At 41.1% G+C, this 23,058-nt stretch carries 22 protein-coding genes; 12 read left to right on the top strand and 10 right to left on the bottom strand.

The genetic code is table 11. The features are described from left to right. The first annotated feature begins 183 nt into the window (after positions 1-183). Positions 184-414 (top strand): DNA gyrase inhibitor YacG, encoded by a 231-nt coding sequence (yacG, locus tag I6F41_RS11225; protein WP_011327088.1) that lies wholly within the window; start codon positions 184-186, stop codon positions 412-414. 349 nt (positions 415-763) lie between these two features. Here the strand turns inward: yacG and I6F41_RS11220 are convergent, their stop codons facing one another. Continuing rightward, positions 764-1,249, bottom strand: a complete 486-nt coding sequence (locus I6F41_RS11220) for a Spy/CpxP family protein refolding chaperone (protein ID WP_086996570.1) — start codon at positions 1,247-1,249, stop codon at positions 764-766. Positions 1,250-1,413: 164 nt separating this feature from the next. Here I6F41_RS11220 and I6F41_RS11215 point away from each other — a divergent pair, with 164 nt between their 5' ends. Genes I6F41_RS11215 through I6F41_RS11205 form a run of 3 tightly spaced genes read left to right on the top strand, consistent with a single transcriptional unit; the run spans position 1,414 to position 4,432 of the window. Then, positions 1,414-2,103 (top strand): response regulator transcription factor, encoded by a 690-nt coding sequence (locus I6F41_RS11215; protein ID WP_193039020.1) that lies wholly within the window; start codon positions 1,414-1,416, stop codon positions 2,101-2,103. Further along, on the top strand, positions 2,081-3,496 hold the full coding sequence (locus I6F41_RS11210) for an ATP-binding protein (RefSeq protein ID WP_197108422.1): 1,416 nt from the start codon (positions 2,081-2,083) through the stop codon (positions 3,494-3,496). Before I6F41_RS11215 ends, I6F41_RS11210 begins: the two co-directional genes overlap by 23 nt. 3 nt (positions 3,497-3,499) lie before the next feature. After that, on the top strand, positions 3,500-4,432 hold the full coding sequence (locus I6F41_RS11205) for an alpha/beta fold hydrolase (RefSeq protein ID WP_197108420.1): 933 nt from the start codon (positions 3,500-3,502) through the stop codon (positions 4,430-4,432). Between the two features lie 495 nt (positions 4,433-4,927). Here I6F41_RS11205 and I6F41_RS11200 read toward each other — a convergent pair whose 3' ends face one another. Continuing rightward, on the bottom strand, positions 4,928-5,845 hold the full coding sequence (locus tag I6F41_RS11200; protein WP_331460882.1) for a cation diffusion facilitator family transporter: 918 nt from the start codon (positions 5,843-5,845) through the stop codon (positions 4,928-4,930). Positions 5,846-5,954: 109 nt separating this feature from the next. Between I6F41_RS11200 and trmL the strand changes: the two genes are divergently transcribed. Then, positions 5,955-6,419, top strand: a complete 465-nt coding sequence (gene trmL, locus I6F41_RS11195; protein ID WP_011327082.1) for a tRNA (uridine(34)/cytosine(34)/5-carboxymethylaminomethyluridine(34)-2'-O)-methyltransferase TrmL — start codon at positions 5,955-5,957, stop codon at positions 6,417-6,419. A gap of 202 nt (positions 6,420-6,621) precedes the next feature. On the opposite strand, the gene gpsA is transcribed toward trmL, so the two are convergent. Genes gpsA through I6F41_RS11175 form a run of 4 tightly spaced genes read right to left on the bottom strand, consistent with a single transcriptional unit; the run spans position 6,622 to position 8,891 of the window. Beyond that, a complete protein-coding gene (gene gpsA, locus I6F41_RS11190) occupies positions 6,622-7,629 on the bottom strand; it encodes an NAD(P)H-dependent glycerol-3-phosphate dehydrogenase (RefSeq protein ID WP_197108418.1) in 1,008 nt (335 codons plus the stop codon). A gap of 3 nt (positions 7,630-7,632) precedes the next feature. Beyond that, positions 7,633-8,121, bottom strand: a complete 489-nt coding sequence (gene secB, locus I6F41_RS11185) for a protein-export chaperone SecB (RefSeq protein ID WP_011327080.1) — start codon at positions 8,119-8,121, stop codon at positions 7,633-7,635. 39 nt (positions 8,122-8,160) lie between these two features. Next, a complete protein-coding gene (gene grxC / locus I6F41_RS11180) occupies positions 8,161-8,430 on the bottom strand; it encodes a glutaredoxin 3 (RefSeq protein ID WP_011327079.1) in 270 nt (89 codons plus the stop codon). A 29-nt stretch (positions 8,431-8,459) separates the two neighbouring features. Continuing rightward, positions 8,460-8,891 carry a rhodanese-like domain-containing protein gene (locus I6F41_RS11175; protein ID WP_011327078.1) on the bottom strand — a complete coding sequence of 144 codons (432 nt, stop codon included), beginning with the start codon at positions 8,889-8,891 and terminating at the stop codon, positions 8,460-8,462. A 626-nt stretch (positions 8,892-9,517) separates the two neighbouring features. Between I6F41_RS11175 and gpmM the strand changes: the two genes are divergently transcribed. The 4 genes from gpmM (at position 9,518) to I6F41_RS11155 (ending at position 14,355) form a co-directional block, all read left to right on the top strand. Beyond that, positions 9,518-11,062, top strand: coding sequence for a 2,3-bisphosphoglycerate-independent phosphoglycerate mutase (gpmM, locus tag I6F41_RS11170; protein ID WP_197108416.1), 1,545 nt, complete (start codon positions 9,518-9,520; stop codon positions 11,060-11,062). 3 nt (positions 11,063-11,065) lie between these two features. After that, positions 11,066-12,208 (top strand): murein hydrolase activator EnvC family protein, encoded by a 1,143-nt coding sequence (locus tag I6F41_RS11165; RefSeq protein ID WP_197108415.1) that lies wholly within the window; start codon positions 11,066-11,068, stop codon positions 12,206-12,208. Positions 12,209-12,276: 68 nt separating this feature from the next. Further along, complete coding sequence (locus tag I6F41_RS11160; RefSeq protein WP_197108413.1) at positions 12,277-13,542, top strand: S41 family peptidase; 1,266 nt, start codon at positions 12,277-12,279, stop codon at positions 13,540-13,542. Positions 13,543-13,614: 72 nt separating this feature from the next. Next, complete coding sequence (locus I6F41_RS11155; RefSeq protein WP_179807181.1) at positions 13,615-14,355, top strand: divergent polysaccharide deacetylase family protein; 741 nt, start codon at positions 13,615-13,617, stop codon at positions 14,353-14,355. A gap of 198 nt (positions 14,356-14,553) precedes the next feature. Here I6F41_RS11155 and I6F41_RS11150 read toward each other — a convergent pair whose 3' ends face one another. After that, a complete protein-coding gene (locus I6F41_RS11150; RefSeq protein WP_197108411.1) occupies positions 14,554-15,312 on the bottom strand; it encodes a class I SAM-dependent methyltransferase in 759 nt (252 codons plus the stop codon). A 208-nt stretch (positions 15,313-15,520) separates the two neighbouring features. Then, the gene (gene prlC / locus I6F41_RS11145; protein WP_182684014.1) at positions 15,521-17,572 is read right to left on the bottom strand and encodes an oligopeptidase A; all 2,052 of its coding nucleotides are present in this window, start codon (positions 17,570-17,572) and stop codon (positions 15,521-15,523) included. Positions 17,573-17,777: 205 nt separating this feature from the next. On the opposite strand from prlC, the gene gorA reads away from it, so the two are divergent. From gorA to I6F41_RS11130, 3 genes are all read left to right on the top strand, one after another. Continuing rightward, positions 17,778-19,139 (top strand): glutathione-disulfide reductase, encoded by a 1,362-nt coding sequence (gorA, locus tag I6F41_RS11140; RefSeq protein ID WP_011327071.1) that lies wholly within the window; start codon positions 17,778-17,780, stop codon positions 19,137-19,139. 267 nt (positions 19,140-19,406) lie between these two features. Continuing rightward, positions 19,407-20,039: a hypothetical protein gene (locus tag I6F41_RS11135; RefSeq protein WP_197108409.1), complete on the top strand. Its 633-nt coding sequence runs from the start codon at positions 19,407-19,409 to the stop codon at positions 20,037-20,039. 91 nt (positions 20,040-20,130) lie between these two features. Beyond that, the gene (locus tag I6F41_RS11130; protein ID WP_011327069.1) at positions 20,131-20,967 is read left to right on the top strand and encodes a mechanosensitive ion channel family protein; all 837 of its coding nucleotides are present in this window, start codon (positions 20,131-20,133) and stop codon (positions 20,965-20,967) included. A gap of 136 nt (positions 20,968-21,103) precedes the next feature. Here I6F41_RS11130 and rpoH read toward each other — a convergent pair whose 3' ends face one another. Both rpoH and ftsX read right to left on the bottom strand, forming a co-directional pair. Next, a complete protein-coding gene (rpoH, locus tag I6F41_RS11125) occupies positions 21,104-21,967 on the bottom strand; it encodes an RNA polymerase sigma factor RpoH (RefSeq protein ID WP_011327068.1) in 864 nt (287 codons plus the stop codon). 224 nt (positions 21,968-22,191) lie between these two features. Then, positions 22,192-23,058 (bottom strand): permease-like cell division protein FtsX (gene ftsX / locus I6F41_RS11120; protein WP_197108407.1); only part of this gene is annotated, 867 nt, incomplete at its 5' end.

The raw sequence follows: 23,058 nt of genomic DNA, 5'->3' as shown, positions 1-23,058 counted from the left end.
TATCAGATATCAGATATCAGATATCAGATATCAGATATCAGATATCAGATATCAGATATCAGATATCAGATATCAGAAAAATGATACGACTCTATAAAAGCCAATACAATACTAAAAGCATTTAAACTGACTTAGAGTTTGGCTATTAGACAGCACCATTTAAAACAAGATTGAGAGATTACTATGCCAACTATTGTTAACTGCCCAACCTGTAAAAGTAAGGTTGAATGGTCAGAGCAAAGCCCACATCGCCCGTTTTGTTCAAAACGTTGTCAGCTTATTGATTTAGGCGAATGGTCGTTTGAAAATAACAGAATTTCAGCCCCTATAACCTCAGCTGAAGATTTTAGCCAAGATATGATTGAAGACATAGAAGCCATGATGGCAAAAAATGAAGATGACTTTTTTAAGTAATAAATAGGTTTAGAGAGCAGCAAAGTATATAAGCCAAGCACCGTGCTTGGCTTTGTCTTTTGTCTGGAGTTTGCAGGCGGGAGTTTACCTCGCGCAGTTTTTAAATTTAACCAGCGCGGCATAAAGCCCCGCCTACGGGTAATTTAAACACCGATCTTGGCTCTAGCTAAAACCAACCTTTTTCACAAAGAGAAGACAATGAGAGCAAATGAGAAGCCATTTAAACAACTAATTTACTGTTTACTCCTCTAAAGCGCAGCGGCTCTTAACCTCTTTGTGAATATATCTTTAGCACTACGTGCGCGCAGCGCGGTGGCAAGCCCTCGCCTACGGGTAATTTAAACACCGACTATTTTGAATGTTTTTTCTTACCCATGCGCTTTTGCATTTTTGCAAACTTTTCTTGCTGCTCTGCATTTAGAACTTGCCACACTTGGTGCTGGGTTTTTAATTTAATTAAACCCATTTCCTCACCTTTTTCGTGGCGTTGAGCTAGTAGCTCTTTTGCTGCATTTTCGTCAAATGTTGCTGCCGATAATAAGCTTTCCATTTTAGCTTTGTGAGCGGTGCGCTGTGCTTTGCGCGCTTCTTTGTCGGTGCCTTTAAGTGCTTGCATTTGCGTTTTTTGTGCTGCAAATATAGCTTCTAATTTAGTTTGCTGCTCTTGTGTTAAATCAAGTTTATCAGCGCCGCGCTCCGATAGTAAAAAGTGCGCTTGTGAGTGGCGACCTTGCTTATGCATATCGCCTTTGGCCATAACACTGGTTGCACCGAAAGTAGCGGTTGCTAAGCCACAAATAAGTACTAGTTTTGAAAGTGTATTTACTTTAGTCATAATCATTACCTTTACTATTGGATTGGTTGTTTTAATCTGTTGAGGTAACTATACCCGCTGCAATGCAAAGTAACGCAAAGCAGTGTAAAGGTTATGTAAAGATTCACTTTTGTACTATTAAGCAGGTAAAATCAGCACATACGGCACAACCCAAGGGTTTGAAAATGAAACTATTAATGATTGATGACGACACAGGTTTGTGTGAGCTATTAAGCGAGTATTTAACCGCGCAAGGGTTTAGCGTGCAAAGCGTACACGACGGCGAGCAGGGCTTAAAACTAGCGCAAGCGAACGACTACGCACTAATACTACTTGATGTAATGCTGCCTACCCTTGATGGTTTTGAAGTACTTAAACAACTTAGGCAAACCAAGCTTACACCGGTAATTATGCTTACCGCCAAAGGCGAAGATTTTGATCGTATTTTTGGCCTTGAACTTGGCGCAGACGATTACATACCTAAACCTTTTAATCACCGTGAGTTACTTGCCCGAGTTAAAGCAATTACGCGCCGTATTGAACATATAACCACCATGAATGCCACTAGCAATAATAAATTAGTGGTTAACGGGGTTACTATTAATTTAGCCGCCCGTGAAGCCTTAATTAAACAAACAACCTTAACCCTTACTGGCACCGAATACGAAATACTCGCACTCCTAGCCAAGCGCGCTGGTGAAGTAGTTAGTAAAGAGCAAATAAGTGAAGATGTACTTGGCAGGCGCTTAGCCTCGTTTGATCGCTCTATTGATATGCACGTTAGCAACATTCGTAAAAAAATAGCTGAACACTTACCTAACGAGCTAATTAAAACCATTAGAGGGACGGGCTATGTCTTTATTCAAGGCGAATAAATTGGCAAGTTTTAGCTGGCTTAAACATCCTCGGCACTATTTGTTTTTTAAAATTTTCACTTGGTTTTGGTTAACTATTATTGGCACAGGTGCGGCACTTATATTTTTAAGTAGTGTTACAACTATTAACTCTGTTAGTTATAACCCTTTGCATGGCCCAATGGAAAAAAACTTAGCTTATACCGCTAAAAACATTGAGCGCTCTACCATAAAGCACAAGCGTTCGCTTAACGATACGCTAAAGCACCCTCGGCGTACTAATGGTAAGCTTTTGTATTTAAATGCAGAGCAGCTAGAAGATTCGCTAACAAATAAAAGCATACCCGGCGATGTTGATTTAAGCTTGCTTAACTTTACTAAGAGCATGCCGCCGCAAGTTATTTATACCGAAAAATACCAAGCAATTGGGCCAATAAAAATTAGAGTACCTGAAGGTGATTTTTATTTATATGAAATAGATATTTACAACCATACGCCGCTATATCTGCGGTTAAAGTTAATGCCGGGTTGGATAAAAATATCAATTGCTATAATTGCCTCACTTATTTTAAGTTTTTTATTTAGCCGTAACTTAATTGCCCCTATTAATAGCTTAAAAAAAGCCGCTATAAAACTCTCTGCGGGTGATTTAACAGCGCGCGCCGCAATTTCGGTAAATCGTAAAGATGAGCTAGGAATATTAGGGCGCGACTTTAACCGTATGGCCGACCAATTAGCGCAATTAATTAGCGCACAAAAACGCCTACTGGCTGATATATCACACGAACTACGCTCGCCGCTTACTCGCTTAAAAATGGCGACCGGCCTTGCGCAAATGCAAGCTAACGAAGCCAGCCAATCGTACTTACTGCGCATAGAAAAAGAAGCCAACCAGCTTGATAAAATGATTGCCGATGTATTGCAAGTGTCGCGCTTAGAGGCAAATAGCCAAGCGTTATCGCTACACAAACAGTCACTGCAAGATATTGTTGATCATGTACTTAACGATGCCACCTTTGAAGCAAAACAGCACAACAAGCAACTGCAAGTAAGCGGCTCGGCGGCGGTAACACTAAATTGCGATGAAGCGCTAATTGCCAGCGCACTGGAAAACTTACTGCGCAACGCGATTAAATATGCACAGCACACTATTAGCCTTACCCTAAAGCACGGTGATGCCATTTATATTGAAATATGTGATGATGGCCCAGGTGTACCAAATAACCAGCTTAGTAAGCTATGTGAGCCGTTTTTTAGGCAGTCAGATGCGCGTGACCGAGTGAGTGGTGGCACGGGTTTAGGCTTAGCGATTGCCAAAAATGCGATTATTGCTCATGGCGGCAGCTTGGTTTTATCAAATAAACCACAAGGTGGCCTGTGCGCCATGGTTACTTTGCCAATAATAAAAGAGTAGAGAATGTTTTACAGTAGTGAAAACGAGCTTGTTGATAATCAACCCAGTATTAATGATTTTTATAACAACACCCTAGTTAAAGCCTATTTAAATACCCCTGCCGGGCAGTTATTTTACGCCTATGCAAAACCTGAGCATGCGCATACCGCGATTGTTATTAGCTCAGGGCGCATTGAAGGGCTTGATAAATACAAAGAGCTATTGTGGGAACTGTACACTAATAATTTTGCCGTGTTTATTGTTGATCATCAAGGGCAAGGCCGCTCTTACCGACAGTTAGCTAATAAGCATAAAGGCTATGTAAAATGTTTTACTGATTATCGCCACGATCTGCATTTATTTAATCAACAAATTGTTGATAACCACTGGCAAGGCAAAAAAATACTGCTTGGCCACTCAATGGGCGGCGCAATTGCCTTTGACTATTTAGCTCATTTTGAAAATAGTTTTAGTGGGTTATTTTTATCGGCACCTATGTTTGATATTCACACTAAAAACACTCCAAAACCGTTGGCAAAACTAATTGCTAACGCAGCTGTTTTTTTCGGTTTTTCACAAAGTTATGCCCTAGGGCAAAACGATTACAGCCCAGAAGAGTTTGCTTTAAACTCATTAACTAGCAGCCAAGTGCGTTATAAAAACTTTAGGCAAACTTATCAAGACCCACTACTGCAACTTGGTGGCGTAACCTATGGTTGGCTACAAGCCGCATTTACCTTTATTGCATCGGTTGATAAGTTAAGCATAAATATTCCGCTGTTTATTGCCAGCGCAGAGCGCGACGAAGTAGTAGATAACACCGCGCAATATAAATTAGCAAACCGACATAACCAGGCAATAATAAAGAGCTTTGCCGGCGCTAAGCACGAACTATTATTTGAACGTGATGAAATACGCCAGCCATTGCTAACAAGTTTGTACCAGTTTTGTGAATAGGTGTGGAAGAGCAGGTTTTAGGTATTAGGCGTCAGGTTTTAGGTAGAAAAAACCAAGCTCGATGTTTAGGTTAACCTAGGAGGCGCTTTATGCCGCGCTTGTTAAGCTTTTAAAACCCTGCGCGAGGTAAACTCCCGTCTACGGCAAAGGTTTAGATTTGAGGTATTAGACGTCAGGTTTTGGTAGGAATTAGCCAAGCTCGGTGTTTGGGTTAAACCGTAGGCGGGGCTTTATGCCGCGCTTGTTAAATTTTTAAAACCCTGCGCGAGGTAAACTCCCGCCTACGGCAAAGGTTTAGGTTTTATGTTTGAGGTGTTAGGTTTCAGGTAGAGAAAAAACCAAGCTCGGTGTTTAGGTTAACCATAGGCGGGGCTTTATACCGCGCTTGTTAAGCTTTTAAAACCCTGCGTGAGGTAAACTAAACTCACGCCTATGGCGAAGGTATCAGGTTAAATCTGGTGTTTGCTTGGTTTTAACCTGAGATACCAGCTTTGCTTACGATTCAGTTACTGCGGCTCCCTCAGTGTCACTCAGTTCCACGGAAGATAAAGGGTCTAGGTGAATTAGAATATCAACTTCTGATTCAAACTCTTTAGTGATCATTGCCTCTACTTCATCGGCTACGTTGTGCGCGCGAATTAAGCTTAGGTGATCATCTAGCTCTAAATGTAATTGAATAAACTTAACTTTCCCACCTTGTCGGGTACGAACACCGTGTACACCGCGCACATCGATATGGCTTTTCGATACATCTAAAATACGTTGTTTTTCTTCGTCTGGCAGCTCTTTGTCCATTAAGTGATCTGCGCTATCTCGGGCTATATCCCAGCTGTTATAAAGTAGGTAACCGGCAACGCCAACTGCAAAAATAGGGTCCGCGTACAACACACCATAATACGAGAGTAAAATAGCCAGTAGTACCGCAGCATTTAAAATCAAGTCACCTTTGTAATGTACTGAGTCGGCCTTTATTGCAATAGATTCGGTATGTTTAACTACTTTATTTTGTACAAATACAATCACTAACGTACAGGCAATAGCAAAAATACTTACCCATACACCTAATAATGAATGAGTGAGCTCTAAAGGATTAAACAAGCGTTCTATACTATGAAACGCTAACAAACAGCCTGAACCTGCAATAAATGCGGCCTGCCCTAGCCCAGCGAGCGCTTCGGCTTTGCCGTGACCAAAACGGTGGTCGTCATCGGCAGGGCGCAGCGCATAACCTAATACTAAAAAACTCATAGCTGTGGCAGTAATATCCATGAGTGAATCGGTTAATGAGCCCAGCATTGACGCTGAACCCGAGGCAAGCCATGCCCAGGTTTTAGCTGCAATCATTAAGCTCACCATGACCATAGTGACTAAACTAGAGGTTTTTACCCAAAATTCGTAACTGCGATTATGCACGTATTTATCCGTTAATATGTGTATTGAATAAAGTGAGTATATCAGTTTTTTACACGCTTTCGTGTATACTGCAAATCGTTAAATTACTGACTATTTTATAAGGCTCGTTATGCTGGATATTGTTTTATACCAACCTGAAATCCCACCGAATACGGGTAATATTATTCGCTTATGTGCAAATACGGGCTATTCGCTACATTTAATTGAGCCACTTGGCTTTGCATGGGATGACAAACGAATAAAACGTGCCGGCCTTGATTATCATGAATTTAGCCATGTACAGCGCCATGCTTCGTTTGAAGCTTACCTAGAAGCATGCAAGCCTAAAAAAATATACGCTTGCACCACTAAAGGCAGCCAATTTCATCATCAGGCACAATACGAGGCCGGCGACTGTTTAGTATTTGGCCCTGAAACGCGCGGCCTTCCGGATGAGCTAATTCAATCGCTTCCAAACGAGCAACGGGTACGCATTCCGATGCAAGCCAATAGCCGCAGTATGAACTTATCTAACGCGGTTTCGGTGTTTGTGTATGAATCATGGCGCCAGCTTGGGTTTCCGGGCGCGAAGTAAGAAGTAAATAGTTTTAGGCGCAAGGTTTAGGTAAGTGATATAAACCAAGCGCCTAACTTGTAGGTGGGAGTTTACCTCGCGCAGGTTTAAAGCTTAACCTGCGCGACATAAAGCCCGCCTGCGGTTTAACCCACACACCGAGCTTGGCTAATGTCTACCTAAAACCTGACACCTAAAACCTAGTTTTATGAAAGCTGCCCTTTTATTCTGAGCGCTGCTCTCGGCCTAATAAGGCCATAGCCGCTTCTTTCATGTCTTTATTTTCGTACAGTACTTTATAGATTTGCTCGGTGATTGGCATTTCTACACCGCTGCGCTGCGCTAATAAATACACCTCTTTGGTGTTTCTAAAGCCTTCGACCACTTGGCCTATAGACTCTATTGCAGCTTCTACGCTTTCGCCTTTGCCTAACGCTAAACCAAAGCGACGATTACGCGATTGGTTATCTGTGCAGGTTAAAATTAAATCACCAAGGCCTGCCATCCCCATAAAGGTTTCGGGTTTTGCGCCCAAAGCACAGCCTAAGCGTGTTAGTTCTGCAAGGCCGCGAGTAATTAGTGCCGTGCGTGCATTAGCGCCAAAACCTACGCCATCGGAAATGCCTGCACCAATAGCAATAACGTTTTTAACCGCACCACCTAGCTGTATGCCAATAAAATCATCATTGTTGTACACTCTAAATGAGCGACCGCAGTGCAGTAAATCAGCTAACTGTTGTGCAAACTCTGTAGAGGTGGATGAAACCGAAATAGCAGTAGGTGATCCCATGGCCATTTCTTTAGCAAATGTTGGCCCCGAAAGCACCGCTAATGGAATTGCATCGCCAAGCTCTTGTACTGCAACTTCTTGTAATAAGCGTCCGGTATTTGGCTCTAACCCTTTAGTTGCCCACGCAACTTTTGCGCCTTGCTGTAAAGCAGGTTTAATTTGCTTTAAGGTGTCGCCAAATGCATGGCTAGGCACAACCACTAACACTATTTGATTACTTGCAGCAGCACGTTGTAAGTCGGCTTCAAGAGTTAAAGTGTCGGGAAAAGGAATATCAGGTAAGTAACGTTGATTTTTTCGCTCAGCTGCAAGCGTGGCAACGTCGTCGCTATTGCGCCCCCAAAGTGTCACTTGGTGACCATTTCGGGCTAAACAAATAGCAAGGGCGGTGCCATAAGACCCCGCCCCTAATACAGTAACAGCTGAAGTTGCTGTACTCATAATTTAAGCGTCTACTGATGCCTGCTCAGCTTGCGCTGTGCGTTGTTGCATGTATTGTGCAAATAATGCGTCAAAGTTAACTGGCGCAAGGTTAAGCTGTGGAAAAGTACCACGGTTAACAAGGTTAGAAACTGCTTCACGCGCATATGGAAACAATACGTTAGGGCAAAATGCACCAAGCATATGAGCAAGTTGTGTTTCTTCAACATCAGCAATAGTAAAAATACCTGCTTGTTGAATTTCACATAAAAAGGCCGTTTCTTCGCCAATAGATGCAGTCACTGTTAGTGCTAAAACCACTTCAAATACACCTTCGTCTAACTTATTAGAGCGAGTGTCTAGGTCTAACTTAACTTCTGGTGTCCATTCTTTTTGAAAAATAGCTGGAGAATTTGGCGTTTCAAACGACACGTCTTTTGTGTAAATACGTTGAATAGTAAATTGTGCGCCAGTTTCTTGTTGTGCTGCTGCGTTTTGCGTTTCTTCGTTCATTGTAATCCTTAACCTGTTCGTTATTATAATTAGTTAAATTTAAGCGTTTAGTGTGGCATTTAGCTTTTTATCAAGTTGACCTTGTGCTTCTATTGCCATCATGTCGTCGCAGCCACCTATATGCTCATCATTAATAAAGATTTGCGGTACCGTGCTTGCGCCGCCTGCTTTGGCGATCATTTCATCGCGCAGCTCAGGCTGTACACCAATATCAAAGTTTGTGTATTGCACACCTTTACTGTCTAAAAGTGCACGAGCACGTTGACAAAAAGGGCAATACGCTTTGGTGTATAAAACAACATTACTCATAATATATCCTCTATCGGAGCTAATATTTATTAGCGACCGGTTGTAGTTGGTAAGCTCGCAGATTGCCACGCGCCCATACCACCAGATAACACACTTACCTGCTCAAAACCCGCTTTATGCATAGCGGTTGCAGTTCCTGAAGCGGTCATGCCTGTAGTACATACCAATATAATGGGTTTACTCTTATACTTTTCAAGGTTTGAAAAGTCAGATTTTTTCGCATTTTCAGGGCTTAAATGCTGAGCACCGGCAATATGTCCGGTGTTAAACTCTTTTTGCGCACGCATATCAATAACTTGACCGTCTTCACGGTTGATAAGCAGCGTTAACTGCTGAGGGTTTATTTGGCGCACTGCTGAGAGTTTACTTTTGATCCAACCACTAACAATAAGAAACACAATACCCACCCAAGCTGCACTTAAAATTGGGTGATTGGTGATAAATTCAATATATTGATCCATTCGACATCCACTATAAAATTACATCCTAAAACGTGATGTTTTAGCTATTTTTTTCGTTCAATACCAATTGCATTAACTCTATAAGCAAGTATAACAAGAGGTAAGCTACTCACAAACAACATAAAATTAAACAGAAGTGCTAACTTTTGTGAAATTTTAAACACAATATATACCTAATTTACCTTACTCGCATACACAGCGCTTTAATAAAGTTGGTATTATACCAATTGCATTAAATTAATGGGCTATTGTAGCGTCAATGAAATGGGTCAATAACAAGTAAAAATGATGATATATAGTTGTTTTATATAAATTATTTTTAACGCAGTTAATGAGCTATTTAATCAGCTAGAATGTGCATGTTTTTAATAAAATTGGTATTAGCTGCGCAAGTATACCCAAATCAGCTAAAAATGCGAGTTAAGGCAAAGCATAATACGCTTTTATGAGGTGTTTTTAGTAAGAACAAAGTAACAGCTTGTTGTTAATTTTTAGTAAGATATTAAAAAGTTTTAATATCTTATTTTGATTGCTGATCCTAGCTGTGAAACACGGTATGCTTAGCATCAGCATGTTAGCGGTAATGTTAGCGTGTTTTATCGCAACGTTAACCTTGAGGAGTGACTATGTCAGAGCATAAAAAACCACTGGTATTAATGATTTTAGATGGCTGGGGATACCGAGAAGATGAGCAAAGTAATGCGATTCTGGCTGCAAATACCCCTGTATTAGATGAATTATGGGCCACCCGCCCGCGCACATTAATTTCAGCTTCGGGTTTTGATGTAGGCCTTCCTGATGGTCAAATGGGTAACTCTGAAGTTGGCCACGTTAATTTAGGCGCAGGACGCGTTGTTTATCAAGACTTTACTCGTATAACAAAAGCGATAAACGATGGCGAATTTGACTCTACCCCCGCACTAGTCGATAACATAGATAAAGCCGTAAGTGCAGATAAAGCCGTGCACATTATGGGGTTATTAAGCCCAGGTGGCGTACACAGCCACGAAGATCATATTGTGGCAAGTATTGAACTTGCTGCAAAACGCGGTGCAAAAGAGGTGTACTTTCATGGCTTTTTAGATGGCCGCGACACTCCTCCACGCAGTGCAAAAGCCTCTATTGAACGCATTGAAGCGGTATTTACAAAGCTACAATGTGGCCGCTTAGCATCGCTAATTGGCCGTTATTACGCAATGGACAGAGACAACCGCTGGAACCGCGTAGAAAAAGCCTATAACTTACTTACGTTAGCACAAGGCGACTTTAGCTACCCGACTGGCGTGAGCGCACTTGAAGCAGCTTATGAGCGCGACGAAAACGACGAGTTTGTAGCCGCAAGCACCATTACTCCTGCAGGCGCAGAGCCAGTACAAATTAACGATGGCGACACGGTTATATTTGCTAACTTTAGAGCCGATCGCGCCCGTGAAATTACACGTGCATTTGTTGAGCCTAACTTTGACGGTTTTGCCAAACAAAAGTCACCCGATCTTAGTGCCTTTGTAATGATGACCGAATACGCTGCAGATATAGACGCCCCGGTTGCATTTGGCCCCACGCCACTGGTAAACGTACTTGGCGAATGGTTTGAAAAACACGGTAAAACTCAACTACGTATTTCTGAAACCGAAAAATACGCCCACGTTACGTTTTTCTTTAGTGGTGGCCGCGAAGACGAATTTAACGGTGAAACCCGCGAACTTATTCCTTCACCACAAGTTGCAACCTACGATTTGCAGCCCGAAATGAACTCAGAAATGCTTACCGACAAACTCATTGCGGCAATTAAAAGCGGCAAATACGACGCTATTATTTGTAACTACCCTAACGGCGATATGGTGGGTCACTCTGGTGTATTTGCAGCGGCAGTTAAAGCCTGCGAAGCAGTTGATCACTGTATTGGCCGCGTAGTAGCAGCACTTAACGAATATGGCGGTGAAGCGCTTATTACTGCCGACCATGGTAATGCTGAGCAAATGGCCAACCTTAAAACAGGCCAAGCCCATACTGCACATACTAGCGAGCCGGTGCCATTTATTTATGTGGGCCGCGACGCAACACCATCTGAGGGTAAGGCGCTTAGTGATGTAGCGCCTACTATGCTGCACTTAATGGGCATGGAGCAGCCAACTGAAATGACAGGCAAACCTATCATGACGTTGAAATAATCTATGCAAAAATGTATTAATAGCGTTACTCAGCTAATTTTAATACTGACTTTTTTAGCGACTGCAACTGCAGTCGCTAATGAAGATCGTACCAAAAAAGATCTCAGCGAAGTACAAACGGCACTTAAGCAAAGCCAATCTGAATACAACGCGCAACGCAAAAAAGTTGCCACGCTACAAAAAAACCTACAACAGCACGAACTCGAAATAGCTAAAAACGCCAAAGCCCTAAATATGGCTGAGCAGTCGATTAAAAAAACCAAACAACAGCAACAACTGCAACAGCAAAAAGCCGATCAACTCGAACAACAACATGCACAGTTTCAACACGCATTAGCTGCGCAACTTAAAAGTGCTTATATGGCCGGTGGCGACGATGATTATGCAAAAATGCTGCTCAACCAAGAAGACACGGCTAAATTTGAGCGCACCCTAAGCTATTATAATTATTTAAATAAAGCCCGTATTGAACAACTCGAAGAGCTAAAAGCGCTGCAGTTACAAATAGCGAAAAACCAGGCTGAACTGGCTAAAACAAAGCAAAAACTAGTAAACCTGCATGATGAACAAAAAAGACGCCAAACTGCATTAGTTAACGCCCAAAGTGAACGCCAAGCCAATTTAAAAAATTTACAGGCACAGCTAAATAACACTAAAAGCTCAATTAACTATTTAAAAGAAAACCAACAAACGCTGATCACAACTATTGAAGAGCTAGAGAAAGAAAAAAATAAAAAAGTTGAATTACTCGGCCTCAATAATAGCAAAGGTAAACTTAACTGGCCAAGCCGAGGTAAGTTAGAGCACACTTTTGGACAACGAAAACACGGTGGTATTGACTGGAAAGGCGTATTAATTGGCGCAAAAGAAGGCAGCAATATTAACAGTGTTCATAACGGCCAAGTGGTATTTGCCGATTGGTTAAAAGGCTACGGCTGGGTAATTGTAGTTGACCATGGTGAGGGCTTTATGAGCCTTTACGGCCATGCACAAACCTTATTGAAAGATGTTGGCGACATGGTAAGAGAAGGCGAAACTGTAGCGCTAGTTGGCCAAAGCGGCGGGCAAGCAAGTTCTGGTCTATACTTTGAAATGCGCCATAAAGGGCGTGCAGTAAATCCTGAAAAATGGTGCAAACGCATTTAGCAAATACCAATCTTATGTAAAACATAGTATTGGTATAAATTAACCGCTGCGCCGTATTGGAGCAGCCGATGGACAAAAAAAGCACCGTAGCAAAATGGTTTAAAAATACAGGCTTTACGCTTAGCTTAAGCCTGTATTTACTTGCCCTATTTGTTTTTATTAGCTTTTCAGCTAATGTGTTTTCTAGTTCGATTAAAGAATTAAAAAACCAACAAATAACCGAAATCCTATTTAATATTCATACCTACTACGTTGAAGATCTTGCCCTACTAAACACCACTCATACTAGCTATAACAACCAGCAATTTGCGCATTTATATGCTCAGCTCGATCCCTACTCTAAATACCTTGATGAACACGAATTAAATACTTTATTTGATAACACTAATGGCCGCTATACCGGTTTAGGTATTGAGGTTAAACAAATAAATAACAGTGTAACCATTGTAAATGTAGTGAGTAACTCACCCGCTAAAAGTGCTGGGGTTATGGCCGGTGACATTATCATTAGCGTTAATAATCAAACAACACAAAACAGCACCGTAGAGCATGTTGCTCAACTAATAACAGCAAGCAAACTTAGTAATATTAGTTTAACCATAAAGCGTGATAACCAACCGCAACCACTTAATTTTAATGTGAGTCGCCGTAAAATAAAGCTTGAAAGCGTTACTAGCCAGCGCTTAGATTTAGGCAGCGGTTATTTAGCTATAAATAGTTTTTCTAACCACACTTTACATGAAGTGGCTTTGCAAATAGCAGCCATGCAAAATCACTTTGGGCACCCACTTAAAGGCCTAGTTATTGATTTACGTGACAACCCCGGCGGTACACTTAGAAGCGCTGTTGCGGTATCGGATCTGTTTTTACCAAACGGTACTATTGTTACAACCAAAGGGCGCTATAACGAGGCAAATAAAGCTTTTTATGCCAAACACGGAGACATTTTAAAAGGCGCCCCTATTGTCGTGCTAATTAACGAAAACTCGGCATCAGCAGCCGAAATTTTAGCTGCCGCATTAAAAGATAATAACCGCGCCAAGGTTGTTGGCAGCCAATCTTTTGGTAAAGGCTCAGTGCAATCGCTTATTCCACTTGGTGATGGCAGCACTGCATTAAAGCTCACTACAGCTAAGTACTTCACTCCTTTGGGGAAATCAATCGAAGGTGTTGGTATTACGCCCGACGTGGCGATTAATCAAACAACCCTTTCACAAAGTGATAAAGCCGTTATAATCGAAAACCAGCAAGCTAAAAGCAAACAAACACAACTAGCCAGCAAGGTAACTGATTTACAATTAGCTAAAGCTAAACAATTACTTAACCTGCAATAATTTTAGCCTTACTGATGTTGAATTAATAAGCTCTAAAAATAATAAAAACTATAAATTTAAAAAGCGATAAAGATGAAAGTAATTATAGGGCTGATATTGATGCTTGGTTTTGCGTCACTCAATGCTAAAGCCAAGCAAATAGCGATAGTAATAGACGACATAGGCTATCACCAGAGAGATTTAGAACTGTTAACTTTGCCTGGCCAAGTGTCGTATTCAATTTTGCCTCACACGCCTTATGCACAAGCTTTTGCCACTTTAGCCAGTAAAACAAATAAAGAGTTATTACTGCATATTCCCATGCAAGCACTTAACGGCAAGGAGCTTGGTCCTGGCGCACTTACGTTAAATATGAATAAAGAGCAGATACAGCAAATACTTGGCACTGCTTTGGCCAGTTTACCGCAAGTTAAAGGGGTTAATAATCACATGGGATCGGCGCTCACCCAGCAAGGTCAAGCTATGAGGTGGATAATGGAAGTGCTTAAAAAGCGACATTTATACTTTTTAGATAGCCGCACCACTGAATTAAGCCAGGCACAAAATGCCGCTAACTTTTTAGGCGTTGAAAATATTGGCCGTCATATTTTTTTAGATAACATAACCACACCAGAACAGTTACAACTGCGCCTAGATGAGCTAAAACAACACGCTACTGAGCATAAGTTTGCCATTGCAATTGCCCACCCCTACCCTGAAACAATCGCATTTTTACGCCACGTTTTACCACAGCTCAGCAAACAAGGTTTTGAATTAGTACCCGTATCTAAGCTGGTAGAGCGTAAATATATACAACTGGCAGAGAAGTACTAAAGAGTAAATTGCAGCGGTTAGTAAAAGCCAGCTCTTTAATAAGCGCGGCATAAAGCCCCGCCTACGCACAACTTAAACACTGACCGTGGCTAATTTCGACCTAGTCCTAATGTAGCTAACCCCAGGATATATCCACGTTATGTCACTGTATAGTTTCAGCTAAAAAAGTACATACTTAACAATGAATTAGAATGAAATTCACTTGTTCATCGCAGCTTTTACGTATACATCGAAGCGGTTTTTTTTCGTTTTAATTTGCATGCTAGGAGTTTTATCGTTTAAAAACGGGGCGTAATCGGGGCGCTTTACTACCACGCGTTTACTTGCAAGCGGATAAGCAAATTCAAGTAAATCGTCGGCGTCGGTGTCGGCGCCTACTAAGTCTTGAAATACGCGCATTTCTTTTTTAACTAAGGCTGATTTTTCGCGATGCGGAAACATAGGATCTAAGTAAACTACATCTGGCATGCTTTCGCATTGAGCAAGCAAGGTATGGCTTGAGCCAAATATTAGGCTCATGTTTTGCTGCATCCACGGGCCAATTTCAATGTCGTTGTATGCGCGCTGCAGACCATCGTATAAAAGTGCTGCAACTACGGGGTGGCGTTCGTGCAATATAACTTTACAACCAAGCGACGCTAATACAAAACCATCACGTCCTAGCCCTGCTGTAGCGTCGAGAACTACCGGAGTAGCCCCTTTATTTAAGCCTACTGCTTTGGCAATTGCTTGGCCTTTACCGCCGCCAAACTTTCGTCTGTGCGCTGCAGCGCCCGTAACAAAGTCAACGCTTATTGCGCCCAGTTTAGGCTCATCGGTTTTATATAAGCTCAGGCCTGTATCATCGTAATGCAGGCTAAAACCACTGCTTTGCTCTGCCCAATGGGCTAAGCCAAAACGTGTTTCTAACTCATTTAAATAAGGACGGCACTCTTTAAAGGCACACTTAATAACCACTCTACACTCCGACGATAAAATACTTTTTTAGTATATCAAGCGCCTTAGTTTAAAGCATTAAAATAGCAATGAAAGGAAAACAATAGTCTTAAATTTGAGAGTAATTAAAGTTCAGATGCTGTAAAAAATAAAGCGGTCAGTTTCATAATGAAAACTGACCGCTATGTATTGGTGAGTAACTAAAAGTATATAGAGTTAACTTTATACTTTAGGCAGCAATACCGCTGTGGCGAAGAAGTGCGTCAACATTTGGCTCGCGGCCACGGAAGTTTTTAAATAATTCCATTGGCTCTTCGCTGCCGCCTTTTTCTAGGATGTGCTGCATAAATGCTCGCCCTGTTTCTGGGTTAAAAATGCCCTCTTCTTCAAATTTAGAATAAGCATCGGCAGAGAGTACTTCTGCCCATTTATACGAGTAATAACCTGCGCTATAACCACCGGCAAAAATATGACTAAAGCCATGCTGAAAGCGGTTAAATTCTGGCGCTTTTATTACCGAGGTGCGACTGCGCACGTCGTTAAGCACAGCTTGAATATTACATGGCTCACCGGCTACGTAGTCGTTATGTATTTTAAAGTCGAATAACGAAAACTCTAACTGACGCAGCATTTGCATGCCCGAGTTATAGTTTTTAGCCGCTAGTAACTTATCTAGTAGCTCTTTTGGTAGTGGCTCGCCGGTTTCGTAATGCCCTGAAATAAAGCTAAGTGCTTGCTCTTCGTAGCACCAGTTTTCTAAAAACTGACTTGGTAGCTCTACCGCATCCCATGCAACGCCGTTAATGCCTGCAACAGGAGCTGCATCTACCTGAGTTAGCATATGATGAATACCATGGCCAAACTCATGGAATAAAGTAGTTACTTCGTTATGAGTAAACAAGGCCGGCTTATCGCCTATTGCTTTGTTAAAGTTACAAACTAAATACGCCACTGGTGTTTGCAATTCGCCGCTAGCGCGTACTTTACGCCCCATACAGTCGTCCATCCATGCGCCACCGCGTTTATGATCGCGAGCATATAAGTCGAGATAAAAACGGCCACGTAGCGTATTACTGCTGTCGTATATTTCAAAAAAGCGTACATCTTTGTGGTAGCTGTCAAAATCACTGACTTCTTTTACACTAATGCCAAATAAACGGTTAACTGTTTCAAACAAACCACTTAATACTTTATTAGCTGGAAAATACGGGCGGAGTACTTCGTCTGAAATGGCGTATTTGTCTTGCTTAAGCTTTTCGCCGTAATAACCAAAATCCCACGCTGCTAGTTCGGTAATACCGTGTTTTTGCTCTGCGTAGGCTTGTAGCTCTGCAAGTTCTTGCTCTGCTTGTGGTTTTGATTTAGCCGCTAGGTCTTCTAAAAATGAGAATACTTGTGCAGGCGTCTCAGCCATTTTAGTGGCAAGTGACTTTTCAGCGTAGCTATTAAAGCCAAGCAGCTGTGCTAGTTCATGACGTAGCGCTAGCTCTTCGCTCATAATTGCTGAGTTATCAAATTCACCCGCATTAGGGCCTTGATCAGACGCACGTGTAGAAAACGCTGTGTATGTTTCTTCGCGTAATTCGCGATTATCGGCGTAGGTCATAATAGGTAAGTACGATGGAAAATCGAGCGTAAATACCCAGCCGTCTAATTCTTTACTTTTTGCGGTATCGGCAGCTAAAGCCAACGCCGACTCTGGTAAACCAGCCAGTTCACTTTCATCGGTAATGTGTTTATGCCAAGCCAATGTGGCATCCATAACATTGTTGCCAAATTTAGAGGCCAGCTCTGATAAACGCGCGCTAATTTCGCCATAACGTTTTTGCTGCGCGGGCTCTAGTGCAATACCCGATAATTTAAAATCGCGTAATGCATTAGTAATCGACTTTTTCTGAGCGGTAGTGAGGGTTTTAAATTCATCACTGTTATATAACGCGTTGTAAGCTGCAAACAAACCTTGATGCTGCCCTACAAAAGTTGAGTACTCAGAAATAAGTGGTAAACATTGCTCGTATTGCTCACGTAGTTCGTCGTTATTCATTACCGAATTTAAATGCGATACCGGCGAAAACATCCGTGATAATTTATCATCGGCTTCTTCTAGTGGCAGTACTAAATCGTTCCAAGTGTATGATTTTTTAGCAAGCACATCTTCAATGGCTTGGCGGCACTGCTCAATCCCGTGCTTTAGTGCTGGCACTACGTGCTCTGGCTTTATTTTTGAAAATGGCGGTAAGCCTTCAAGCCCAATTAATGGGTTAGTGTTTGCATTGGTCATATTTATCTCAAATTTGTGCATTATAAGCATTAAAGTTGGGGCAAAGTGACTAAATACAAGAGCATTTAAGCTTATGATGATCGCAATAAGATCTTTTTCGTTTATACAAGGTGTATGATAATTTTACCTATGCTGATTAAGTAATTTGCCTTGAGCATATGCTATCATCGGCACAATACAGTTAAATAAACTTTGAGGATTAAACATGGCTCAGCATTTTGATTATATTGCAATTGGCGGTGGTAGCGGCGGTATTGCGTCGGCAAACCGTGCGGCAATGCGTGGCGCTAAAGTAGCACTTATTGAAGCAAAGCATATGGGTGGCACATGTGTAAACGTAGGATGTGTACCTAAAAAAGTAATGTGGCATGGTGCTCAAGTTGCTGAAGCAATTAATTTATATGCGCCTGATTACGGATTTAATGTTGAAGTAAAAGGTTTTGATTGGGGCAAATTAGTAGAAAGCCGCGAAGCCTACATTGGCCGAATCCATAAAGGTTACGATAATGGCCTTGCAAACAACGGCGTTACCGTAATTAAAGGTTTTGCTAAATTTGTAGATAATAAAACAGTTGAAGTAGATGGTGAGCATTATACTGCTGATCATATTTTAATTGCTGTTGGCGGTCGTCCAAGCATTCCAAACATTGAAGGTGCTGAGCACGGCATTGACTCTAATGGCTTTTTTGAGCTTAAAGAGCAACCTAAACGCGTTGCTGTTATTGGCGCAGGTTACATTGCTGTAGAGCTTGCAGGCGTACTACATAGCTTGGGCACTGACACGCATTTATTTGTGCGTAAACACGCACCACTGCGTAACTTTGACCCATATATAATCGATACGCTAGTTGAAGTAATGGCAAAAGAAGGCCCTACGCTGCATACCGAATCTGTACCACATAAATTGGTTAAAGAAGACGACGGCTCAGTAACCTTGCATTTAGATAATGGTAAAAGCCATAACGTAGACCAAGTAATTTGGGCTATTGGCCGCGAGCCAACCACAAATGCAATTAATATTGCTGCAGCAGGCGTAGAAGTTAACAGCAAAGGTTTTGTTAAAGTAGACGAGTACCAAAATACCACAGCTAAAAACGTATACGCTGTGGGCGACATTATCGAAAACGGCATTGAGCTTACCCCAGTAGCAGTTAAAGCTGGGCGTACTTTATCTGAGCGCTTATTTAATAAAGAACTGCCAGATGATTTAAAAATGGATTACAGCTTAGTTCCTACAGTAGTATTTAGTCATCCACCCATTGGTACTATTGGCTTAACAGAGCAAGAAGCTATATCGCAATACGGTGCAGAAAACGTAAAAGTATACCAATCAGCTTTTGCCGCTATGTATACCGCGGTTACGCAACATCGCCAGCCTTGTAAAATGAAGCTAGTGTGCGCAGGTCCAGATGAAAAAGTGGTCGGCTTGCATGGTATAGGTTTTGCTGTAGACGAAATGATTCAAGGTTTTGCTGTCGCCATGAAAATGGGCGCTACTAAAGCTGACTTTGATGCTGTGGTTGCTATACACCCGACTGGCTCAGAAGAGTTTGTAACGATGCGCTAAGTATCGACTTTAAACTGCAAAAGGCCTTTACTATTTATTTAGTAAGGGCTTTTTTTATGCTCAATATATTTACACTTGCAACACACAACAAACCAACCAAACCATTACAAGAAAAACAACATAAAAACACCAATTACACATTTAACCCATTAATTTAACAGCAAAAGTTTTAGACCAATAAATATATAAAAAGTTTCCATAATATTTTGGCTTTCTGTCCTTTTTGTAATTAAAATCTCGCGCATGGTCTCCTATGTGGATTTTTTCATGTTTTTACTACGATCTTTTATTTACTTATTATGCTTAGCTGGTGTTGCCTCATTAATTCAGCTTGAAGGCTTTGAATTACAGCAAAATGCACTTTATAGTGAAGAAACACTCACTGAGCACATGCAAGATATTTTAACTTTTTTAAGTGCTATTTTGTTTTTTTATGCCTCGCGTATTAGCTCGAAACTTAAGGTAGCTTCGGTATTACTTGCAGCTCTAACAGCAATGATGTTTGTAAGAGAATTTGATACATACCTTGATATGTATGTTTTTGATGGCGCCTGGCAAACTATCGTTTATTCTATACTTGCTTGTACATTTGTTTACCTAATAAGAAAAAGAGGGATTATTTTTAGCTCTATCCAAGCCTATGCTCAAATACCAAGTTATGGCATTTGCTTATCTGGCTTGGTTACGTTGTTAGCTTTTTCTCGCATTATGGGCAGAGGTGAATTTTGGCACTCTATTATGGGTGAGAGCTACGTGCGTATAGTTAAAAACATTGTAGAAGAAGGGATAGAAACACTTGGTTATACTTTAATTTTAATTTCAGCTATTGAGCTTGTACTTTTGTGTCGTAAACAGCTTAATAAACAGCATCACCATGTTGGCAATGGAGTAACTGACTAACCCAACTTAATTTTTTTGAGGTTAAGTTTGCTAATTGGTTTCATAAATCAATATACTAAGCTTGTTTGCAATTACTCGTATTTTGGAATTTATGATCAAAGATATACTACTACACCCAGTTCTTATCTCAGTGGTGGTGCTCACTATCGCATTTAGTTTAAAAGTACTTGTTGATAAGTTGGCGCGATATAGAGCAGAAAAAAAAGAAAAAGATACTCGCTACATTGCACACAATATTAAGCACTTTATTAACTTTACTATGGTTTTGTTACTGCTGTTTATATGGTCGACTGAGATTCAAAACTTTGCACTGTCTATAGCCGCTTTTGCCGTTGCTATTGTGCTTGCCACTAGAGAGTTTATTCAATGTGTAATTGGCTTTTTTTACTTAGTAACAACCCGCCCATTTAGAATTGGCGACTGGGTACAAGTTGGTGAATATTATGGCGAAGTAGCAGAGACCAACTGGATTAAAACCACCTTACATGAAATTGATATGCGAACTTATCAATTCTCTAGAAAAACAATATTTATTCCTAATAACAAATTAATTACCAGCCCAATAAAAAACTTAAACTTTGTTAAACGCTTTGCTACTCATCATTTTAATATTGTGCGTAAAGACAGCTTTAATCCGTACCCTATTTACGAAACTCTTCGCAATAAAGCCAAGCATTACTGCGAAGAGTTTGAAGAAGTGGCGAGCCGGTATAACTCTATTATCGAAAGAAAATTAGATGCAAAAATTTCAGGCCCAGAACCCGAGATTCACTTTGGTACTACTGAGTTAGGAGAATTTAGAGCAAGCTTCACCCTATTTTGCCCAACCGATAAAGCACTTGAAATAGAACATAAGTTAACTGAATGCTTTATGGAGCTGTGGTATAGCGAAGCAACTAAAAGTGATGTGCAAAGCAAAATCACTTAGGATTAAAGGCCAGCTAAGCACTGTGTTTTTTGTTAACAGCGAGTCGCTTTCTGAAAACTGCTATTTTTCTCCTAACAAACAAAAAAACCCCGCATTTTATATGCGGGGCTTTTTTTTGTTAGCTAAATGGTTAGGTTTACACCATTGCAGCTTGTAGCTTTTTCATCGCTGTTTTTTCTAACTGGCGAACACGCTCAGCCGATACACTGTATTTTTCAGCAAGTTCTTGTAGCGTTGCTTTATCGTCGGTTAACCAACGTGCGCTTACAATGTCTTGCGAGCGTTCATCTAGCGTTTTAAGAGCGCTAAACAAACGAGTATGTGATTGTTCTTGCCATTGTTGCTGCTCAATATCGTCAGCTAAGTCAGCAGTGCCATCAGTTAAATACTGTACTGGTGAATAGGTGCTGCTTGGTGCGCTGTCGTCGTCATCACCTGTAAGGTCAAAGCCCATGTCTTGGCCGCTCATGCGCGATTCCATTTCACGTACTTCTTTTTCACTCACACCTAGCTCGCTAGCTACTGTGCTAACTTCTGCTTGGTTAAACCAACCTAAACGTTTTTTATTTTTACGAAGGTTAAAAAACAATTTACGCTGTGCTTTAGTGGTAGCAACTTTTACGATGCGCCAGTTTTTAAGTACAAACTCATGAATTTCTGCTTTAATCCAATGCACTGCAAACGATACTAAACGCACACCCACTTCTGGGTTGAAACGCTTTACCGCTTTCATCAGGCCAATATTACCTTCTTGGATTAAATCTGCTTGTGGCAAGCCATAACCCGAGTAGCCTTTTGCAATATGCGCTACAAAGCGTAAGTGCGACATAATGAGTTGCTTTGCAGCACTAAGATCACCTTCTTCCTGAAGACGTGTTGCCAGCTCTTGTTCTTGCTCTACTTTAAGCATAGGAATAGTGCTTACCGCTTGAAGGTAACCGTCCATGCTTGCGCTTTGCTGTCCAACTGTAAGTGCCATTGCGTATAAATCTTTACTCATTTTTCACCTCGGTGATAAACATTTGAAACCATCTTAGCACTCTTTACCTAAGAGTGCTAACCCCAATTTAAAACTTTTCTTAAGTATAAATCAAGTGGTTTTTTGTATTTTTTAAGTCTACGCTAAGCGACTGAATAAGTGATGAATTAAGCCGGCTATAGCTTTAAAGTACTTTTATAAAAACTGCTTTAAAAAGAATAATATAAAAATGTGACCCTTTTATGTCAGACTTTATCTGGCTCAATTTCTTTTATATAACGATTAACCGATAAGTACGAACCAATAAACCCTAAGCTAGTAGCAAGCAGTACCAGCGAGCCAAATTCTTTTAAGGTTAAACCAATTAAAGAAAAACTAGTTTGGTAAACGCTTGCCACACTGCTAACCGCAGTTGATAGCCACCACATCATTAGCGCCACACATATAAATGCAAATAATCCGCCTATAACGCCATACCATATTCCGGTCCATAAAAAGGGGGCGTGAATAAAAGTATTAGTAGCGCCTACTAGCTTCATTACTTGTATTTCTTCTTTTTTATCCATAATAGACAAACGAATAGTGTTGCCTATTATTAGCGTTACCGAAGTAAGCAATAGCAGCGCAATGGTAATAACACTTTCTTTTAATAGGCTTAGCAATGCATTTAGGCGCTCAAGCCAAGCTATATCAAGCTTGCCAAAATCAACTTCTCGCTCACTTTCAAGCTTAGTTAAAAGTACTTTTGCGGCATTAGGTTGTCTGTGTCGCGATGTTGGTATAACGAGCACAACATCGGGTAACGGATTGCTATTTAAGTAGCTTAACGCCTGACCAAATCCAGATACTTGCTTAAACTCTTGTAGAGCTTGCTGCTTGGAAATAAAGGTCACGCTTTCTACTTCTGGGTAGAGTGCTAAGCGCTTTACTAAGGTTTGGGTTTCTTGCTCGTTCATGCTTTCTTTTACGAACAAAGAAATTTCGCTGGCCTCTTCAAAGCCACTGCTTACCTGTTGCACATTTTTAACCACTAAGTATAAGCTAGCTGGCAAGGTTAAGCTCAAACCCAGTACTGCAATAGTCATTAACGACGCTAGAGGTGTGCGCCACAT

Origin of the sequence: Pseudoalteromonas sp. SCQQ13 (assembly GCF_015864415.1) — a bacterium.
GTDB lineage: Bacteria > Pseudomonadota > Gammaproteobacteria > Enterobacterales > Alteromonadaceae > Pseudoalteromonas > Pseudoalteromonas nigrifaciens.
This window is presented reverse-complemented; position numbering and strand designations above follow the sequence as displayed.

What these genes read in the sequence shown, in the direction of transcription:
- yacG (WP_011327088.1), top strand. Translation starts at nt 184, where the DNA reads ATGCCAACTATTGTTAACTGCCCAACCTGTAAAAGTAAGGTTGAATGG.
- I6F41_RS11220 (WP_086996570.1), bottom strand. Translation starts at nt 1,249, where the DNA reads ATGACTAAAGTAAATACACTTTCAAAACTAGTACTTATTTGTGGCTTA.
- I6F41_RS11215 (WP_193039020.1), top strand. Translation starts at nt 1,414, where the DNA reads ATGAAACTATTAATGATTGATGACGACACAGGTTTGTGTGAGCTATTA.
- I6F41_RS11210 (WP_197108422.1), top strand. Translation starts at nt 2,081, where the DNA reads ATGTCTTTATTCAAGGCGAATAAATTGGCAAGTTTTAGCTGGCTTAAA.
- I6F41_RS11205 (WP_197108420.1), top strand. Translation starts at nt 3,500, where the DNA reads ATGTTTTACAGTAGTGAAAACGAGCTTGTTGATAATCAACCCAGTATT.
- trmL (WP_011327082.1), top strand. Translation starts at nt 5,955, where the DNA reads ATGCTGGATATTGTTTTATACCAACCTGAAATCCCACCGAATACGGGT.
- gpsA (WP_197108418.1), bottom strand. Translation starts at nt 7,629, where the DNA reads ATGAGTACAGCAACTTCAGCTGTTACTGTATTAGGGGCGGGGTCTTAT.
- secB (WP_011327080.1), bottom strand. Translation starts at nt 8,121, where the DNA reads ATGAACGAAGAAACGCAAAACGCAGCAGCACAACAAGAAACTGGCGCA.
- grxC (WP_011327079.1), bottom strand. Translation starts at nt 8,430, where the DNA reads ATGAGTAATGTTGTTTTATACACCAAAGCGTATTGCCCTTTTTGTCAA.
- I6F41_RS11175 (WP_011327078.1), bottom strand. Translation starts at nt 8,891, where the DNA reads ATGGATCAATATATTGAATTTATCACCAATCACCCAATTTTAAGTGCA.
- gpmM (WP_197108416.1), top strand. Translation starts at nt 9,518, where the DNA reads ATGTCAGAGCATAAAAAACCACTGGTATTAATGATTTTAGATGGCTGG.
- I6F41_RS11165 (WP_197108415.1), top strand. Translation starts at nt 11,066, where the DNA reads ATGCAAAAATGTATTAATAGCGTTACTCAGCTAATTTTAATACTGACT.
- I6F41_RS11160 (WP_197108413.1), top strand. Translation starts at nt 12,277, where the DNA reads ATGGACAAAAAAAGCACCGTAGCAAAATGGTTTAAAAATACAGGCTTT.
- I6F41_RS11155 (WP_179807181.1), top strand. Translation starts at nt 13,615, where the DNA reads ATGAAAGTAATTATAGGGCTGATATTGATGCTTGGTTTTGCGTCACTC.
- prlC (WP_182684014.1), bottom strand. Translation starts at nt 17,572, where the DNA reads ATGACCAATGCAAACACTAACCCATTAATTGGGCTTGAAGGCTTACCG.
- gorA (WP_011327071.1), top strand. Translation starts at nt 17,778, where the DNA reads ATGGCTCAGCATTTTGATTATATTGCAATTGGCGGTGGTAGCGGCGGT.
- I6F41_RS11135 (WP_197108409.1), top strand. Translation starts at nt 19,407, where the DNA reads ATGTTTTTACTACGATCTTTTATTTACTTATTATGCTTAGCTGGTGTT.
- I6F41_RS11130 (WP_011327069.1), top strand. Translation starts at nt 20,131, where the DNA reads ATGATCAAAGATATACTACTACACCCAGTTCTTATCTCAGTGGTGGTG.
- rpoH (WP_011327068.1), bottom strand. Translation starts at nt 21,967, where the DNA reads ATGAGTAAAGATTTATACGCAATGGCACTTACAGTTGGACAGCAAAGC.